Source organism: Polynucleobacter sp. 15G-AUS-farblos, from assembly GCF_018882445.1.
In the GTDB taxonomy this organism is placed as follows: Bacteria; Pseudomonadota; Gammaproteobacteria; order Burkholderiales; family Burkholderiaceae; genus Polynucleobacter.
The window spans coordinates 185,882-199,734 of the sequence record NZ_JACVOM010000005.1 but is presented as its reverse complement, the minus strand read 5'-3'; the positions used below and the strand labels follow the sequence as shown (position 1 = coordinate 199,734).

17 protein-coding genes are annotated in these 13,853 nt (G+C 43.7%); 7 read left to right on the top strand and 10 right to left on the bottom strand.

Annotated elements, in window-relative coordinates:
• Positions 1-40: 40 nt before the first annotated feature.
• Complete coding sequence (locus tag ICN41_RS09785) at positions 41-1,447, top strand: DUF2252 domain-containing protein (protein WP_216292742.1); 1,407 nt, start codon at positions 41-43, stop codon at positions 1,445-1,447.
• A 35-nt stretch (positions 1,448-1,482) separates the two neighbouring features.
• Here ICN41_RS09785 and ICN41_RS09780 read toward each other — a convergent pair whose 3' ends face one another.
• The 3 genes from ICN41_RS09780 to ICN41_RS09770 are packed head-to-tail and all read right to left on the bottom strand — an operon-like array spanning position 1,483 to position 3,679.
• Complete coding sequence (locus ICN41_RS09780; protein WP_216292741.1) at positions 1,483-2,898, bottom strand: 3'-5' exonuclease family protein; 1,416 nt, start codon at positions 2,896-2,898, stop codon at positions 1,483-1,485.
• Between the two features lie 13 nt (positions 2,899-2,911).
• Positions 2,912-3,481 carry an Rrf2 family transcriptional regulator gene (locus ICN41_RS09775; RefSeq protein WP_216292740.1) on the bottom strand — a complete coding sequence of 190 codons (570 nt, stop codon included), beginning with the start codon at positions 3,479-3,481 and terminating at the stop codon, positions 2,912-2,914.
• Between the two features lie 48 nt (positions 3,482-3,529).
• Positions 3,530-3,679, bottom strand: a complete 150-nt coding sequence (locus ICN41_RS09770; protein ID WP_216292739.1) for a hypothetical protein — start codon at positions 3,677-3,679, stop codon at positions 3,530-3,532.
• Between the two features lie 132 nt (positions 3,680-3,811).
• Here ICN41_RS09770 and ICN41_RS09765 point away from each other — a divergent pair, with 132 nt between their 5' ends.
• From ICN41_RS09765 to ICN41_RS09740, 6 genes are read left to right on the top strand one after another with little or no spacing between them, the layout of a single operon-like run.
• Complete coding sequence (locus ICN41_RS09765; RefSeq protein WP_216292738.1) at positions 3,812-4,459, top strand: LON peptidase substrate-binding domain-containing protein; 648 nt, start codon at positions 3,812-3,814, stop codon at positions 4,457-4,459.
• Positions 4,460-4,499: 40 nt separating this feature from the next.
• Complete coding sequence (locus ICN41_RS09760) at positions 4,500-5,360, top strand: oxygenase MpaB family protein (RefSeq protein WP_216292737.1); 861 nt, start codon at positions 4,500-4,502, stop codon at positions 5,358-5,360.
• A 19-nt stretch (positions 5,361-5,379) separates the two neighbouring features.
• On the top strand, positions 5,380-5,754 hold the full coding sequence (locus ICN41_RS09755; RefSeq protein WP_216292736.1) for a DUF4149 domain-containing protein: 375 nt from the start codon (positions 5,380-5,382) through the stop codon (positions 5,752-5,754).
• Positions 5,755-5,770: 16 nt separating this feature from the next.
• Entirely contained in the window at positions 5,771-6,385 is a 615-nt protein-coding gene (locus ICN41_RS09750; RefSeq protein ID WP_216292735.1) for an alpha-ketoglutarate-dependent dioxygenase AlkB, read from the top strand.
• A 3-nt stretch (positions 6,386-6,388) separates the two neighbouring features.
• The gene (locus ICN41_RS09745) at positions 6,389-7,414 is read left to right on the top strand and encodes an NAD(P)/FAD-dependent oxidoreductase (RefSeq protein WP_216292734.1); all 1,026 of its coding nucleotides are present in this window, start codon (positions 6,389-6,391) and stop codon (positions 7,412-7,414) included.
• Positions 7,415-7,422: 8 nt separating this feature from the next.
• Positions 7,423-7,824: a dihydroneopterin aldolase gene (locus tag ICN41_RS09740; RefSeq protein ID WP_216292733.1), complete on the top strand. Its 402-nt coding sequence runs from the start codon at positions 7,423-7,425 to the stop codon at positions 7,822-7,824.
• Position 7,825: 1 nt separating this feature from the next.
• On the opposite strand, the gene ICN41_RS09735 is transcribed toward ICN41_RS09740, so the two are convergent.
• The 7 genes from ICN41_RS09735 to ICN41_RS09705 all read right to left on the bottom strand — a co-directional run bounded on the left by ICN41_RS09735 (position 7,826) and on the right by ICN41_RS09705 (position 13,819).
• Positions 7,826-9,139: an aspartate aminotransferase family protein gene (locus ICN41_RS09735; protein WP_216292732.1), complete on the bottom strand. Its 1,314-nt coding sequence runs from the start codon at positions 9,137-9,139 to the stop codon at positions 7,826-7,828.
• A 131-nt stretch (positions 9,140-9,270) separates the two neighbouring features.
• Positions 9,271-9,639 (bottom strand): hypothetical protein, encoded by a 369-nt coding sequence (locus ICN41_RS09730; protein ID WP_216292731.1) that lies wholly within the window; start codon positions 9,637-9,639, stop codon positions 9,271-9,273.
• 162 nt (positions 9,640-9,801) lie between these two features.
• Positions 9,802-9,996: a hypothetical protein gene (locus ICN41_RS09725; RefSeq protein ID WP_216292730.1), complete on the bottom strand. Its 195-nt coding sequence runs from the start codon at positions 9,994-9,996 to the stop codon at positions 9,802-9,804.
• 204 nt (positions 9,997-10,200) lie between these two features.
• On the bottom strand, positions 10,201-10,743 hold the full coding sequence (locus tag ICN41_RS09720; protein WP_216292729.1) for a hypothetical protein: 543 nt from the start codon (positions 10,741-10,743) through the stop codon (positions 10,201-10,203).
• Between the two features lie 39 nt (positions 10,744-10,782).
• Complete coding sequence (locus ICN41_RS09715) at positions 10,783-11,169, bottom strand: hypothetical protein (protein ID WP_216292728.1); 387 nt, start codon at positions 11,167-11,169, stop codon at positions 10,783-10,785.
• 26 nt (positions 11,170-11,195) lie between these two features.
• A complete protein-coding gene (locus tag ICN41_RS09710) occupies positions 11,196-12,884 on the bottom strand; it encodes a thiamine pyrophosphate-dependent enzyme (protein WP_216292727.1) in 1,689 nt (562 codons plus the stop codon).
• A gap of 62 nt (positions 12,885-12,946) precedes the next feature.
• Positions 12,947-13,819 (bottom strand): sterol desaturase family protein, encoded by an 873-nt coding sequence (locus ICN41_RS09705; protein WP_216292726.1) that lies wholly within the window; start codon positions 13,817-13,819, stop codon positions 12,947-12,949.
• Positions 13,820-13,853 lie beyond the last annotated feature (34 nt).

The following is a 13,853-nucleotide window of genomic DNA, read 5'->3' as shown; positions in this document are numbered from 1 at the left end:
GCGTCTTTTTGTTTTATCCCACACATGGCATCATATAACCATGCATAGCGAACTATATAAGTCATTTACGAGTCAAAATCCCAGCCCTCAGGAACGGCATGAGCTTGGGAAATCATTTCGCAAGGAAGTCAGCAGAACCGCATTGGGGGAATTCAAGGTAACGGAGAGTCGCCAATCCCCTATTGAGATCTTACTTTCTCAAGCTAAAACACGAATTCCAGAATATATTCCGATTCGCCATGCCAGAATGGCAGCTGATCCATTTGCCTTTTTTCGGGGTGGAGCCGCCATCATGGCTCAGGACTTAGCTAAGATACCCAGCCCCTCTATAAAGGTTCAATTATGCGGCGATATGCATGTCAGCAACTTTGGATTTTTTTCTACAACCGAGCGTCAATTGGTTTTTGGAATCAATGATTTTGATGAAACCCTTCCCGGAAATTTTGATTGGGATTTAAAACGCCTGACTGCTAGCGCAATGATTGCTGCAAAAGCATTGGGCCAAGACCATATTTATGGCGAGGAGCTGGTACGTAATATCTGCAGATCCTATCGCATTAATCTTCAGCGATATGCCTCGATACCCTATATTGATCTCAAGCGAACTTATATTGATGAAAAGTCTTTAGTTAACATTGCCGCTAAATATGCAAACCCAGCTAGCCAAAAATACCTAAAGGGGATAGTAGAAAAGGCCAGAAAGAATAATTCTCAAGGCCTCATCGGTAAGTTAACAGAAGTCACTTCCGATGGAATACGATTAATTAATAACCCACCATTCATCGAACACCCCAAGTTTTCTCGAAAGGGATTAAACATTGCAGACTTGAATGATGAAGGCCTCAACTCCTATATCAAAAGCTTAGCTCCGGATCGAAAGAACTTGTTATTACGCTATAAGTGGATTGATTCTGCACGCAAAGTTGTTGGTGTTGGTAGCGTAGGTACTGCTTGCTGGGTAATCTATTTTGAGGGGCTTGATGCAAATGACCCCTTATTTCTACAAACAAAACAAGCTCAAAAATCTGTTTTAGCCTCTTACTTTCCCGACACTGAGTTTGAGTCTGAAGGGGAGCGTGTAGTCCATGGACAATGTTTAATTCAAGGAGCGCCAGATCTCTTTCTGGGTTTTGGCAAGTCTGCAGAAATTGAATTTTATATACGCCAACTACGAGATATGAAGGGTGGTATCTCGATTGGTGATGATGGAATCAATGCCAAAATATTTCCGGATTTTGCCAAGCTGTTTGGATGGGCCTTAGCTAATGCACACGCTCGCTCTGGAGATGCAGCCATTCTTGCTGGATACTGCGGTAAAAGCGAAGCCTTAGATGATGCTCTGGTTAAGTTCTCAATAGCCTATAGCCAACAAAATGAGATTGACTATGAGGCATTCTTGCAAGCCATCAAGTCAGGCCAAGTCTCGTGTGCTACTGAGCACTTTTAGACTGCAGTACAAATCCAACCAAATCCAACTTCACTCTAGCCCTCACTAGTCACCAAGTTAGATAGCAGTCTCACTTCATGCTTATAGGGTCCAGAAAGTGCCTTTTTAATAATCTTGTAAATATCAAGGTCAAACTCCACCTCACCAGAGGAGGCTAATTCACTGAGCTCATCTTCATTGATGGCGCTACCTAGATAGCACCATTTATCTATTACCAACATCGCATCCCCTTCGCGAATAGCGATAGGCCCCCTATAAGGCCACACCTGGACACGATAGGACTCAAAAACGGATTTCAATTGCAGGTTATGAAGTTCTATGGGGCTTGCCCCAATACAAGATCCAGTGCAGTTCTTCACCTGATAGCCAAAACAGGATTTGCCCTCAATACGCTTTTCGAGTCCAAGTAAAGCTTCACATAGTCGGTATTTTTTTGCTACTGCCTTTAGGTAGGATTGGGCTTCACGTTTACTGTAAAACAGACCATAAAGATTCTCTTGCAAGCCAGGCGATAAATTTTTGCGCCCTACTAGGGTAGGCACAAGCACTCCAGCCTCATCCATCTCAAGACTCCAAGCACATAAGTCCTTGGAGCGACGGAGTTTGATATTCATGCTGGGCATACGCTCTTTGATAAGCTGTGACTCTAGCAATAAGGCGCTTAACTCTCCAGCGGTATCAATCCAATCAATATCTCTCACCTGCAAAGAAAGCTTCATTTCCTTGCGTTGCGTTAGTGCCCCCTGAAAGTGCCCCATGACCCTACTGCGCAGAGAAATACTTTTGCCAATATACAGAGGCACTTTATTTTCTCCATAGAAAATATAGCAACCCGGACCATCTGGAATGGAGTCAATTAATGCTTGATCAATATTCGGCGGCAGGCTTGCATTACCAATCAGTTGATTTACCGCTTGGAGTAAACGCTCTGACCCTACTCGTTTTTCACAGACATTCCAAAACTGCAGTAACAAATCGGCATCACCTAATGCACGGTGTCTAGCGCTAATCTGCAGACCATGGACATTAATAATGGTGTCCAAGTTGTGTCTTGATTGATCCGGAAAGAGTAAGCGGGACAGTTTTACTGTGCAAAGTACCTTTGGCCGAAAATCCATTCCCATACGCTTAAATGCAGCTTTAATAAAGCCATAGTCAAAGCGAGCATTGTGCGCGACAAATATCTTTGCTTCGAGCTCGGCCTTCAGCTCTCTAGCAATCTCCTCAAAGCTCGGTTGATCAGCAACCATGCTGGGACTGATGCCCGTGAGCTTTTGAATATTTTGAGGTATATAAGTTTGTGGGTTGACTAAGCTTTCCCAAACCGTAAGCTCACCGCCAACTAAGGACTTAACCCCAATCTCCGTAATACGATCACGATCAAAGTGAGAGCCCGTCGTTTCAATATCAACAAATGCTAAGGGTGGATATTCCTGATCAAGCTTGCTCATCTTTCGGTACTAGTTAAGATGACTTGTTATCAAGATAGCTTGCAAAGTTAAAAATAGAGTTTGGGCCCAAAGCGACTTCCTCGACTTTTTTGAACTGCGCCTTAACTACCTTCTGCGCTTCACCTTTGAGCGGCTTCCGTTTAGGCTCAACAATGGATGTGTACGGCCTCCGCTCAGGCGCGCTGGTAGCATCACTAAAACGGGGGATGTAATCCCTGATTGCAGGTGATAGCGAGGCATTAGAGAGATATGTCTTCATATAAACCTCTAGAGATTGATATAACTCCTTTGCCAAATCAGAAACCTCAATCTTGCGTTTTTTAATGTGGTTCATGGCAAGCACAATATCTTTGATCAACAATTCCTGAGGATCTTGATTCAGGAGATATCCACCATGACGACCTTTGGTACCCCTCACAATGCCTGCTCTTCGCAATGCGCTCAAAAGAAGCTCTATGCGACTAATCGATAATTTTTGTCTTTTGGCCAACTCGGGCACAGGTACAGGATGCCCATTGCTTGAATAGCGGGCAATATCTACTAAGGCATTTAAAGCAGCTTTGGCTGCAATCGTTATTTCCATGATGGGGAGAATCAATCTCTGAAATCAATACTTTGGGAAGGGCAAGACTTACTTCATGTCTTTACGTTTTTGAGCTTGTGCAAGCTGATCGGCGCTTCTCTGCTGAAAATCAACCATGCTGTGATAACCCATTTGATAACAGGGACAATGCTTCCCAAGAATCCAGCGTGCTAGCTTGATGCGTAATGTTTGTATCATTTTTTATCTCCAATATTTATCTATCAAATGTAAATGAGAATTTGATTCTTTGCTTGGCATCATATTTGGAGAGCTTTTGCCGTCATACATAGTCAGCAAGCAAAAAATTCTGAATTCCTTTACATTGGGATCATGTCTTCCAAATCACTCTCCACTCTTCAAATTCCACTTTTCCCGCTGGGCACCGTTCTGTTTCCAGATGGTGTGATTGCCCTCAAAATATTCGAGGCGCGCTATTTGGATATGATCAAACGCTGCTTACGCGAAGAAAAGCCATTTGGTGTGATCAGCATCATGAAGGGCTCTGAAATCCAGTCTGATCAAGATCCAGTAACTTCTTTTGCCAATATCGGCACTCTGGCGCATATCGAGGATTTTGACCCGATTCAGCCTGCGCTCTATATGACCAAGTCTTTTGGCACTCAACGCTTCAAGTTGATCGAGGCAAAGCAGGCAGAAGATGGACTATGGTTAGGTGAAGTAGAGCTGATTGAGAACGACCCCCTCATCCCAATACCACAAGAACATACAAAAGTGGTCAAACTCTTAAATGAGATTATTTCCGTTATCGAGAGTGAAGACCTGCTTGGTCAAACACCTTTTAAAGCGCCGCATAAGCTCGATGATTGCGGCTGGGTCTCCAACCGACTTGCTGAACTACTACCGCTTTCGATTGCCCAAAAGAATCATCTACTTGCACAGAGTAATCCCCGTATTCGTTTAGACCTCATTACTGAAATCATCGATGACGATAGTCTTCGTAACACCAGTATTCACTGAGTCATTCACTAAGTGAATCAATACGTGAATCAATAAGTAAATGCTGGATGAATTTATACGCAAGGGAATTCGAGAAATGGTGGGAGGCGGAGGCCCGCCAGTTGCATTCTTGACGCCTGCAGGCGACCGCGGGCTCTTCGGCCCAGAATCCATAGCCTGGAAAGTTCATGCTGACTTTATTTCCATGATGATTGGTGGCATTAGTTCACTGATCATGCAAGCACTTCATCCTCAAGCACTCGCTGGCGTATGGGATCACTCAAGCTTTCGGGAAGATCTCAAAGGCAGACTCGGTAGAACGGCATTTTTTATTGCTGCCACTACCTATGGCTCACAAGAAATGGCTTTAAATATCATTGAGAAGGTCAATCGCATTCATACCAAAATTAACGGGGTTGATGAGTTTGGCAAACCCTATCAAGCGAGCGACCCACATCTATTGGCCTGGGTTCATCTCACTGAAACGAGAAGCTTTATGAGTGCATTTGAATCTCATCGCGTAGAATTGCTAAGCTTAAGCGCCAAAGATCAGTACTTTGCAGAAATGAAGGGTTTGGGCGAACGTATGGGGGCGATTGATTTGCCTGCAAGCTATGCTCAAACCAATCAAGCAATTGAAAGCTACATACCCGAATTGCATTACGGTGAGCGAGCCAAAAGCATCATTCAATTACTCGAATACTTTCCCAGTAATTTAGCTGCCAAACCCTTTGTCAAACTCATTAGTCGCGCCGGGTTTCTGAATTTACCCGATTGGGTACATCCCATCTTAGGCAGGCCTAAACCTAGCACCCTAGAAAGAATTGCCGTAAACCGAAGTATTGATTTAGTAGCCATTCCTGTTCGCGAAGCCCTGAAAGATGGTGTAGCGGCACACTCTCTTCGTAGGGTGTATGGATAGCCCCTTATAGAAAGCCATCATGATTACCAACTATCTTCTCTCCGCCATGATTGGCATCATGTTATTTTTTACTGTTGTGGTCGCCCCTACAGTATTCAAGGTTTTGCCTGTTGAGTACTCCAGCAAGTACGTCAGGAACTTTTTTCCAAAGTATTACGCCACGCTAGGATTAATCACGATTATCAGTGCCTTTACAGCCCCTGATGGAAGCAGCCAGCTTCTGCTAGCTATCTGCGCAGCACTCTTTGCCTTCACCCTCTTCTTTCTGACTGGAAAAATTAACCTCGCGAAAGATGAAGGGAAAAGTCGACAGTTCCACATCCTTCATGGACTCAGTGTAGTCATCAACCTATTTCAATTGCTCGTATTCATCTATTTAGTAGTTGCTAATTGAGCATTTGAGGTTGTTGATGCAAATATCACTCATAGACTCCTTAGGTAGCAAAGAAATAACCAATCTATTACCAAAAGATGGTTGCGTACAGTATTACCCGCAGATTTGGAATGAAACTCAATGCGCTGCCATGTTCGATGCATTGCTTCAATCACTGCATTGGGAGACTGATCAGCTAGTCATGTTCGGAGAAGTCATTACAACCAAGCGAAAAGTAGTCTGGGTAGGCGATGAAGGTCGTTCCTACACCTACTCTGGCGTCAAAAAGCATCCGCACCCTTGGACAGCAGAACTGCTTGCCATTAAGGCAAACTTAGAAGAACTTGCTCAGTGGAAATTTAACTCCTGCCTCCTCAATCTGTATCACAACGGGAGTGAAGGTATGGGCTGGCATAGTGATAATGAGCCTGAATTAAATCCCAAGGCCCCAATAGCTTCTCTTAGCCTAGGAGAAATTCGTAAATTTGCTTTTAGGCATAAGATCGATAAAACAGTCTCGTCTGTATTTTTAGAAAATGGTAGTGTGTTAATGATGCATGCACCAACACAAGAATATTGGCAGCACAGCTTACTAAAGACATCAAAACCGCTGGGGCCCAGAATCAATTTAACCTTTAGAGACATTCGATAAATGATGCCAAAGCCAACACAGAAAAAGGTAGCGGTCATTGGTGCCGGTATTGCAGGACTCAGTTGCGCAATACAGCTTCAGAAAATGGGATTTGGTGTAGAGCTATTTGAAAAGAGTCGCGGCCCTAGTGGACGCATGAGTACTAGGCAAGGGAAAGACTGGGTGGCAGACCACGGTGCACAGTATTTCACGGCAAGAGATCCGATTTTGATTGCTGAGATGAGCGCTTGGATTGCCACTGGCATTGTGAGTCTTTGGAATCCCAAGATTGGCATCTACGAGGGCGGGCAGTGGACAGAATCTACTTCTCATGAAAAACGCTTTATTGCTAACCCGGGCATGAATGCCCTCGGAAAGTATTTAGCAAAGGACCTTCACCTACACTTTAATCAAACCATTGATCAAATAAGCCCTATCAGAAATGGATGGCAGCTGAGCAGCAAAGAGTCAGGCCTCATCAATACGCTTTTTGACTTTCTGATCATCGCCATTCCTGCACCGCAAGCAGCGCAACTTACAAAAAGCTTATCCAAAGAGATCCAATCCATTTTTAACTCAGTACAAATGGATGGATGCTGGACCGTGATGGCGAACTTGGATCAAAAATCATCCCTAGCCTTTGATGCCGCTTTTATCAATGGTGAAATCATCTCCTGGATCTGCAGAAATCAATCAAAACCGCATCGCAATAGTAATAGCAATGGCAAGGACAACGAGACGTGGACTATTCATGCAAGCCCCAGCTGGAGCCAAGACAATATAGAGCTTGAAGCTACTGAGGCAAGCGCAAAACTCATAGAGTGCGCCAAGAAACTTGGATTAGATTGCACTCACGCTGAAATCTCAACACATCGCTGGCGCTATGCCAGCGGATCTGCCAAACCGAGTCCTGAATGCATTTTGATTCTTACGCAAAATCTTGGATTCTGTGGTGACTGGCTTAATGGCGGCAGAGTAGAAGGTGCGTGGCTTAGTGGATATAAGTTAGCCTCCCAAATTGAACAGACTCAGAATCAAACCCCAACCTAAAGATCACTATGACAACAACTGCGCGCATTGAATTAAAAGACCTAGAGATCCAGACGCAAATCGGAACCTATGCTCCAGGGGCGGTCATTCCTAAGCAGCATCTCTTGGACTTAACGCTTTGGATTGAGCCACAGCTGGTTTTAATCTCTGAAGATGTGATGGAGAATGTTTTTGATTACGATCCTTTGATGGTCGAGATTGATCAGCTAGCAGCTGACGGTCATTATGAAACGCAGGAAAGACTCATGTCCCGAATTATTCAGGCCTGCACCAAGTATCCTGAAATTGAGTCACTAGAAATAGGTTTGAGAAAGTTACCAGTGCGCGCAGGCACCGGCTCACTTGGTGTTCGACTCTTTGTAAATCAGGAAACCCTAGCAAGCTTGCGAGCCTCTAGCGCTTTATCGTAAATTATTGCGTTTCGCTAATAGCACTTCTAAAGGCATCGATCATTTGATCAATTTGAGCTCGGGTAGTAATAAATGGTGGCGCCAATACGAGCGTATCTCCAGGAGCGCGTGTTAATACACCCTTCTCAAATGCGAGAGCCTGAGCCTGAAAGCCCCGTTGCCCAATTGCACCTGATTTAGCCCTTAATTCAACTCCAGCTGCTAATCCATAGTTACGAATACTGACGACATGCTCAAGATCCGCCAAAGAATGTACGGCCTCTTCAAAATAAGGCGATAAGGCATTGACTTGGTCAATGAGACCCTCTTCCTCGATGACATCGATCATGGCAAGCGCTGCTGCGCATGACAAAGGGTGTCCTGAACAAGTGTAGCCATGCATTAATTCTGCTAAATGAGGAGGGCCCTGCATTAAGGCATCATGAATTGAACGTTTCACAATCACGCCACCTAGCGGAGCTGCTCCGTTAGTAACGGTTTTCGCAAACAGAATCATGTCCGGCACAACATCAAAACTGGTCGACGCAAACATATTTCCAGTACGGCCAAAACCAGTAATCACTTCATCAAAAATCAGCAGAAGCTGATGACGATCGCAAATTTCTCGAAGACGCTTTAGATAGCCTTTGGGTGGCACCAAGACTCCTGTCGAACAAGCAATAGGTTCAACAATGACTGCTGCAATATTACTAGCGCCATGTAGGGCAATGATTCTGGTTTCAAGCTCATCGGCCATCTCAATCCCAAGATCTGGCTGACCTTTTATAAAGGCTTGATTTTCAGGATCCCAGGTAGAACGCAAATGGTCAGCGCGGAGCAAAGAGGTTCCGAAAGCATTGCGATTATTGACCATGCCTCCTACTGAAATTCCGCCAAAACCAACACCATGAAAACCGCGCTCACGACCAATGAATAAATTACGCTGACCCTGACCATTTACACGCCAATAAGCCAGGGCGAGTTTCATTGCTGTATCGCAAGCTTCAGAACCACTATTCACTAGAAAGACTCTATCTAGACCCGGCGGCGCAATGGAGGCAATGCGGTCAGCGAGCTTGAAGGCACCAGGATGGCCAACCTGAAAACTAGAAGCGAAATCCAGTACATCAATTTGGGATTTCATGGCTTCGGATATCTTCGGATGACGATGTCCTGCCCCAACACACCATAAGCCCGAAGTGCCATCTAAGATCGACCTACCATCCTCGGTCTGATAAGTAACTCCTAAAGCTGAACTGACTAAGCGAGGTGCAGTCTTGAACTCTCGGTTAGGAGTGAATGGCATCCAAAAGCTATCTAGAGAATTCATATCCATTTAATTTGAACGCATTGGTGAGTGATTAAAAGCTAGCTTGCATCAGCATACCCGAAAGGCGCCCTAGTGCTGATAACGTTTACGACCGAAGCGAATTAGATGCAGTGCAATAGGCATCTTTGCAGCACATGCTATTCACAAAAACCCGTCAACAGAAGGCTACCTGAAAAGAACCCAAAAGGCTTTTTTGCCCCCTTCACAAATTCATCCACGTTTAAGTAATCAAGAAAAACTCCATTTTTACCAGAGGCTTTTTGAGTCCAAATGACTTTGTATGAATTTTTCTCGCTACCCAAGGCAAGTACTTTAGGATTTTTCATTGGATCCATGACATCCCCAATGATTTCGCCCGTTTTTTTAATCACTGAAAATGATTGATCCACTCTAGAGCTATCTTTTACTATATCGAGAGCTCCATCGGGCTTAATACTGGCATCGCTTACCACCTGGCATCGATAAATCTCAGGAGCAGCGTAAGAAACTAATGGGGTGAATGTCATCACAACAGAAAAGGCGAATAAGAAATACTTCATAGTAGATAAGAAACCCTTAATTAAATCCATTTATGTATTTGGAATACGTTTCACAACACTCAAATTAAGTGTATCTTAAAGTGATAGCTTAAAGTATTCGCTCAAATTTTAGACTCAAGCTATTGGTGATTATTCCTCCCAGGGAAATCTCTCACGAGACAGAGCTTCCATCATTTCTCGCTTACTCAAGGCAGCCTTTCTTGAAGCATTTGCACCGTATTTGGCTCTGAACTCACTATCAGACAGAATCTCTGATGACTCATTCCTTTCACCACCCTCTTGAGGGGGTAACTTTTCAAGCTTTGAGTTGGGATTAGTAGTCATAAGGCAGCAATTCTTCTAGTGCAAGTTGCCATTCTTCTCTACTCTGAAAAGGGGCCAAGCAGCATAGAAAGCACATCAAAAATATAGGATAGATTTTGATACCTAAAAATAATAGTACTAATTTAGCATCTTTTAATTGGCTTGATAGTGAAGTTAGAAAGCCACCCGGAGGTGGCGTTATTTGCTTGTTCAGCTAAGAGAATGTTATGGAGCGACCCACTGCTTGTTAAGTACTCGCCTCACCATTGGGTCAAATGTTGATAAAGGTTCACTTTTGTAATTAGGATCAAAAGAGATCTCATCATATTTAGCGCAAAATTCGACTGTTTGATCATAAGCAGGATCAGACTTGTACTGATCGCGTGCATTAGGGTCTAAACCCAACTTATCACCATAAAAATACGTTTGGAATAAGCCATGCTGAACTAACATCCAGTAATTATTTCTAGATATAAAAGGATGCAAGATCGATGCAATGACCTCACCATGATTAAACGGCCCTAATGGTTCGGCAATATCATGAAAGAGTGCAACGACAATATATTCTTCATCTTTGCCATCACGTAAGGCTCTAGTAGCCGTTTGTAAACAATGCTCCTTACGCGTGATGTTGTAAGCCGTATCCTTGGAAAGATTTTCCAGAAGCGCATAAAGCTGGTCCGGTAGAGCTGCCAATGTATGCTCATGAACTTTTTTTAAAGTCTCAAAATCAGCAACAGTTCCCTGATCCATTCTGGTGAAATGCATTTTTTCCATATCAAGCCTCTGAAAATAAATAGGATAGTTTTATTGTCTTGTAACTTCATGACAATCTGCTACTGGTCCAGCAGACTGATCGTAACGGTCGGTAGTTGTAGAAGCAAAATTGACTGACATCACATTTGGGCCAGTCATCTTAAAAGTATACGTGCCGTCTTTATCCGCCATCGTGCCGCTTACTAGATCACTACTAAATGAGCCAACGATTTGGACGGTATGTCCCTCAATCGTAAATATCCCTGCAAACGCACGATTTGACTGCTTATTAAATTGATACGTTACCGTTAGACCAAGAAAGCGCACTTCTCCTGGCTCGCCATCTGGGTAGTGGCTTCCACCACCAATAACAGCATCATTCGTTTTGCCTACCCATGTACCGATGACATTGGGAGCTTGTTTATTTGAATCTGACATACTGATCAACCTTTCAATTAGAGAAATTACTGCCTGGCATTTGCTTTTGCTACGTGACTACCCCACTCAGCTAACTGCCTAGAGCAATCATCGCGATCAAGTGGGCACTCTATTAATACTGGACCCCCTTGATGTGCAATTGCTTGGCTAATTGCAGCAGATAAATCACCCGCCGTCTTAACCTTAATTCCAAGACCTTTTCCATCGTCCGCATTAAATACATTCATTAAACCTGCGTAATCCCAGTTTTTGATCTTGTTATAAGGACCATCATGTAACTCTACTTCAATAGTGTAGCCACCATTATTCATCAAGAAAATAATGGGATTGACTTGATAGCGAATCATGGTTGACAACTCTTGTGCGGTCATCTGAAAAGAACCATCACCTATCAAAGCAATGACTCTCGTTTTTGACTCGCTTGCTAAGGCTACACCCAAGGTTGCCCCAACGGACCAACCAATAGAACCATACTGCATTTGTACGTGGTAGCTCGCACCCTTTGGTAAATGCATATCTTGGCCGTTGAACCAAGAATCGCCTGTGTCCACAAGTAGACTCGTCTCTGAGTTAATCATGCCCTGAATTTGCCTTCTTAACTCTCTCAAATTCAACACATCATTTGCAGCTGCAACCGGTACCGGAGCAATTGGCTCCTTGTAACGCAGGAACTCTTGCATTGAAGCCTCTTTTTTAGATACTTTAGCCGCTAAAGCATTTAAAAAATCAGACATATACACCTGAGTGAAAACACCCTCAGGCATGCTGACTTGATCAACCCCAATATTGATCGCACTACCCATCTTATATAGTGCTGTCCATCCAGTCGTTGTGTAATCGGTTTGCTGCACCCCCACTAATAGCTGGCAATCACTTGACTCAATGATCTCTGAGCAATTGGGGCTGCTGACTTCAGACCAATAGGTACCCAAGAAATTAGGATGGTCTTCTGGAAAAATTCCTTTTGCATCTGGCGTAGTAGCAATTGCGCAAGCCATTGCATTTACTACGCCTACAACCGCATCAGCTGACTGTGCGGGTCTAATTTTTTCTCCTACTACTATTACCGGCTTAACAGCAGCATTAATGCGTTTGTTGGCAGCATCCACTGCAGCCGCTAATGTACTTGGGTCGCTCTTAAAAGCAGGCAATGGAAATTGCATGGGGGTAGGCGCTGGGATGTTTAGCCCTGTCAAATTACAAGCAATCTCAAGGTAAACAGGCTTTCTCTTGGTCAAGCAAGTGACGATTGCTTCATCGATCATTCTTGCTGCATCTTCCAAATGGCGAATATTAAATACTGCTGCAACTACAGGGGCATAGCATCGCTCAGCTTGATAAAGATCTAACTCACCAATCGTATGGTGAATTCTGTGATGATCGTGAGCGTCATTTGAATTGGGCCCACCTGAAATAGCCAATAAAGATAAATCATCACCATAAGCACCTGCCACAGCATTGATTAAGCTTAAGCCGCCAACAGTGTAGGTAACTACGGCTGCTGAAAATCCTGCAGTACGTGCATAGCCATCTGCCGCATATCCAGCATTGAGCTCATTACAGCAACTGACCATGCGCAAACCAGGCGTTGCCAATAATTGATCTAGTAAGACTAAAGTAAAGTCACCGGGAACGGTAAAGAAGTCCCGTAAGCCAGCCTGTACTAAACGTATACCCAAATAAGAGCCAACGGTGACCTGCTTAATATCATTCATATGAGATGCTTTCGATGTCTGAAAAAAATACTATAAGCGAAATTGAAATGATTGAACGCTAATTACTGAGGTGGCCCAAAAAAAACATTGAGACGCGCCTTCCAGCTTGGAGCATTTATGAGGCCTTTGGCTATCTTCCGATATTGCCCAAAAGCAATATCGAACACATTGGAGGGCCTAGGCAGCGCAGGAATTAATCCAAATTGAGCTTTGTTATCGGCAAGCTCAGCTTGATATGTGCCGAAGATATGATCCCAAATCATCAAAATTCCACCGAAATTCTTATTGATATAAATATCATTAGTACCATGATGCACTCGGTGATTTGACGGCGTGTCAATAATATATTCAAGCCACCCTAAACGTGGAACCAATTCTGTATGGACAGAAAATTGATAGGCTAAAGATGCACTTACCATTCCATAGACCCATTGGGGCGTAAAGCCTAGCCATACGAGTGGTAAATAGAATAGAAAAACACCCGATATCAAGGGAGTCCATGTCAATCTGATAGATGCCAAAACAATCATTCTTTGGGCGGAATGATGAACTGCGTGAGAGCCCCACAGAAAATTTACAGAGTGACTAGCCCGATGCATTACATAATAGGCAAAATCACATAGTACAAATAGAAGTACTCCCATATACCAATGATTCATATCTACTGTTAATGTAAATAATCGATAGTGGTATACGCCAAAAGCAATAATTCCAAAGACGATTCCATGAACTGCGGCGCCAGCAAGCAAGTGCCCCGACATCAGTGCCACACTAACACCAGCCTCTTCCCAGGGGTAAGCTTTTTTTTGAATTCTATAGGCAATAACTTCAGTGAGCATGGCGAAAATGATTAATGCAAAAGCCACTCTACCGGCTGCATACCCCTCATTGAAAACTAACTTATACCAATCCTCTGTGCTTAAAAACCATTCCATCCTGTATTACCTCTGAATTAGTGAGTGTTTGTTT

What these genes read in the sequence shown, in the direction of transcription:
- ICN41_RS09785 (WP_216292742.1), top strand. Translation starts at nt 41, where the DNA reads ATGCATAGCGAACTATATAAGTCATTTACGAGTCAAAATCCCAGCCCT.
- ICN41_RS09780 (WP_216292741.1), bottom strand. Translation starts at nt 2,898, where the DNA reads ATGAGCAAGCTTGATCAGGAATATCCACCCTTAGCATTTGTTGATATT.
- ICN41_RS09775 (WP_216292740.1), bottom strand. Translation starts at nt 3,481, where the DNA reads ATGGAAATAACGATTGCAGCCAAAGCTGCTTTAAATGCCTTAGTAGAT.
- ICN41_RS09770 (WP_216292739.1), bottom strand. Translation starts at nt 3,679, where the DNA reads ATGATACAAACATTACGCATCAAGCTAGCACGCTGGATTCTTGGGAAG.
- ICN41_RS09765 (WP_216292738.1), top strand. Translation starts at nt 3,812, where the DNA reads ATGTCTTCCAAATCACTCTCCACTCTTCAAATTCCACTTTTCCCGCTG.
- ICN41_RS09760 (WP_216292737.1), top strand. Translation starts at nt 4,500, where the DNA reads ATGCTGGATGAATTTATACGCAAGGGAATTCGAGAAATGGTGGGAGGC.
- ICN41_RS09755 (WP_216292736.1), top strand. Translation starts at nt 5,380, where the DNA reads ATGATTACCAACTATCTTCTCTCCGCCATGATTGGCATCATGTTATTT.
- ICN41_RS09750 (WP_216292735.1), top strand. Translation starts at nt 5,771, where the DNA reads ATGCAAATATCACTCATAGACTCCTTAGGTAGCAAAGAAATAACCAAT.
- ICN41_RS09745 (WP_216292734.1), top strand. Translation starts at nt 6,389, where the DNA reads ATGCCAAAGCCAACACAGAAAAAGGTAGCGGTCATTGGTGCCGGTATT.
- ICN41_RS09740 (WP_216292733.1), top strand. Translation starts at nt 7,423, where the DNA reads ATGACAACAACTGCGCGCATTGAATTAAAAGACCTAGAGATCCAGACG.
- ICN41_RS09735 (WP_216292732.1), bottom strand. Translation starts at nt 9,139, where the DNA reads ATGGATATGAATTCTCTAGATAGCTTTTGGATGCCATTCACTCCTAAC.
- ICN41_RS09730 (WP_216292731.1), bottom strand. Translation starts at nt 9,639, where the DNA reads ATGACATTCACCCCATTAGTTTCTTACGCTGCTCCTGAGATTTATCGA.
- ICN41_RS09725 (WP_216292730.1), bottom strand. Translation starts at nt 9,996, where the DNA reads ATGACTACTAATCCCAACTCAAAGCTTGAAAAGTTACCCCCTCAAGAG.
- ICN41_RS09720 (WP_216292729.1), bottom strand. Translation starts at nt 10,743, where the DNA reads ATGCATTTCACCAGAATGGATCAGGGAACTGTTGCTGATTTTGAGACT.
- ICN41_RS09715 (WP_216292728.1), bottom strand. Translation starts at nt 11,169, where the DNA reads ATGTCAGATTCAAATAAACAAGCTCCCAATGTCATCGGTACATGGGTA.
- ICN41_RS09710 (WP_216292727.1), bottom strand. Translation starts at nt 12,884, where the DNA reads ATGAATGATATTAAGCAGGTCACCGTTGGCTCTTATTTGGGTATACGT.
- ICN41_RS09705 (WP_216292726.1), bottom strand. Translation starts at nt 13,819, where the DNA reads ATGGAATGGTTTTTAAGCACAGAGGATTGGTATAAGTTAGTTTTCAAT.